The sequence below is a fragment of the Brevundimonas diminuta ATCC 11568 genome (genome assembly GCF_000204035.1).
Lineage (GTDB): Bacteria > Pseudomonadota > Alphaproteobacteria > Caulobacterales > Caulobacteraceae > Brevundimonas > Brevundimonas diminuta.
This window is the reverse complement of record NZ_GL883086.1, coordinates 1,799,806-1,802,061: the sequence shown is the minus strand read 5'-3', so window position 1 is coordinate 1,802,061 and position 2,256 is coordinate 1,799,806. Positions and strand designations below refer to the sequence as shown.

Genomic DNA, 2,256 nt, shown 5'->3' with positions numbered 1-2,256 from the left:
CTGATCTCCGCTCCGCCCCAGACGCATCGCGAATGCCTGCGGGCCGCCCTGTCGGCGGCCGAACTGGGACCGGAGGCGGTGCGCCTGCGGGCCGAGGCCTGGCGCGGGCTGCGGGTGGCCGAGGTGCTCGCCTCGCCGGTCGATCAGGCGGTGGACCGTTGCTGGCCCTGGGGCGATCCGCAGATCGGGCCGCAACTGCGTACGGAATGGACCGACGCCATCGCCCAGGCCCTGACCCAGCCCGGCCTGACCATGGCCGTCGCCCCGCTGCGTCGTCTGGCCGAGCCGGGCGGCGTGCTGGATGCGCTGGAGGCCCAGGGCTTCGAGGTGGACGGCCCGCAGTGGAAGGCGGCGCCTTCGGGCGGTTGAAGACGTCGGACGGGGCTTAGGAAGGGGAGGGGACGCCATGAGATCAAAAGGCGCAATGGTTCTCGCAGCGGCGATAGTTCTGGCGTCGGGGACGCTGACCTGGGCTCAGGACGAAGCCGCAACGACTCTTGAGGACATCGTCGTGGTGGCGCGTCGATCGGGTGCGCCGACATGGGAGATTCGCAACGGAGACAGCGTCGTGATCATGGTAGGGGCGCTCTCGGCCGTGCCGCGCGACATCGTCTGGCGGCCCGAGGCGCTGGAGGCGGCGGTGTTACAGGCGGACGCCATCGTGATGTCCCAGACGGCGACGATGAGCCTGGGGGATTACATGCGCATGCGCCGCGCCCGCGCCCGTCTGCCGGATGGCGCGACGACGGCGGACTACCTTGAAGCCGATCAACTGACTCGGCTGGAGGCCCTGGGCGCCCGCTATCGCCAGAACTACGCCGACCGGGGGCTGGTGGCCGTTGCGCGCGATCTGCTGGACGACCGGCTGGCCTATGAGCGCGGCGCGGGGCGCGGCGTGCTGACGACGGTCCGCTCCATGGCGCGTAAGGCGAAGAAATCGACGGTTCACGTTGGAGACCTGGACGCTCGCCATGTCGACGAGGCCGTCGCCGTGCCGGACGACAACCAGATCGCCTGTCTTTCGGCCGCCATTCGCGCGACCGAGGCGGGAAAGGACGGCATGGCTCAGAGGGGCGCGAGCTGGGCCAGGCAGGACGTTCGTGCGGTCATGGCCAGTCCGTTGGAACAGGCGATCGACCATTGCGCCATGTTCGCCGATAGCGATCTGCGCCGGAACGGCCGCACGCAGTGGAGTGAGGCGCTGGCCGACGCCCTGACGGCCGCCCGGACCACCCTGATGGTCATGCCGATCAGCGTCGCGGCGGAAGCTGGCGGTCTGCTGGATCAGGCGGCGGCAAGGGGACTGGAGGTCAGCGGTCCCGAATGGCGCGTCTCCTCCGCGCACGAAGGCGGTTGACGCCCGGCCTCCGAAGGCCGACGCCGGGGGCATGAGCGACATCGAACCCAGACTCACCTCCTTGGCCCATGGCGGCGGCTGCGGCTGCAAGATCGCGCCTGACGTGCTGCAGTCCATCCTGGCCTCGACGCCGCGCACAGCGGCCTTCGCCGATCTGATGGTGGGGACCGAGACCTCGGACGACGCGGCGGTCTGGCGGTTGAACGACCAGCAGGCCCTGGTGGCCACGACCGACTTCTTCATGCCGATGGTGGACGATCCGTTCGACTTCGGCCGGATCGCGGCGGCCAACGCCCTGTCGGACGTCTACGCCATGGGGGCGACGCCGATCTTCGCCCTGGCCATCGTCGGCATGCCGGTCGGCAAGCTGTCGCCCCAGACCATCGGCCGGGTGCTGGAAGGCGGCGCGGCCGTCTGCGCCGAGGCGGGCGTTCCCGTGGCGGGCGGCCATTCGATCGACAGCCTGGAGCCGATCTACGGCCTGGTCGCCCTGGGCCTGACCCATCCGGACCGTGTGCTGACCAATCGCGGCGCGCGGGCGGGCGACGTGCTGATCCTGACCAAGGCCCTGGGCGTCGGCGTGCTGAGCGCGGCCTATAAGCAGGGGCGGCTGGAGGCGGGCGGCTATGAGGCCCTGATCTGTTCGACCACCAAGCTCAACACGCCGGGGCCGAAGCTGGCGGCGATGGACGGCGTCCATGCGGTGACGGACGTGACCGGCTTCGGCTTGCTGGGCCATGCGCTGGAGATGGCGCGCGGCGCGAGCCTGACGGTCGAGATCGACGCCGACGCGCCTGTGTTTCTGGACGGGTCGCCCGCCCTGGCCCAGGCCGGGGTGCGGACCGGCGCCTCGGTGCGCAACTGGGCGGCCTATGGCGGAGCGGTGACGCTGGGCGCCG

3 protein-coding genes are annotated in these 2,256 nt (G+C 70.8%); all 3 read left to right on the top strand.

The features are described 5' to 3' along the window. The coding region (locus BDIM_RS12610) for a TraB/GumN family protein (protein WP_040346116.1) at positions 1-369 on the top strand (369 nt) is incomplete at its 5' end. 55 nt (positions 370-424) lie between these two features. Continuing rightward, positions 425-1,357: a TraB/GumN family protein gene (locus tag BDIM_RS12605; protein WP_003165985.1), complete on the top strand. Its 933-nt coding sequence runs from the start codon at positions 425-427 to the stop codon at positions 1,355-1,357. Positions 1,358-1,388: 31 nt separating this feature from the next. Beyond that, positions 1,389-2,256 (top strand): selenide, water dikinase SelD (gene selD / locus BDIM_RS12600; RefSeq protein WP_081461903.1); only part of this gene is annotated, 868 nt, incomplete at its 3' end.

Coding starts and splice junctions, on each gene's coding strand:
- BDIM_RS12605 (WP_003165985.1), top strand. CDS start 425: ATGGTTCTCGCAGCGGCGATAGTTCTGGCGTCGGGGACGCTGACCTGG.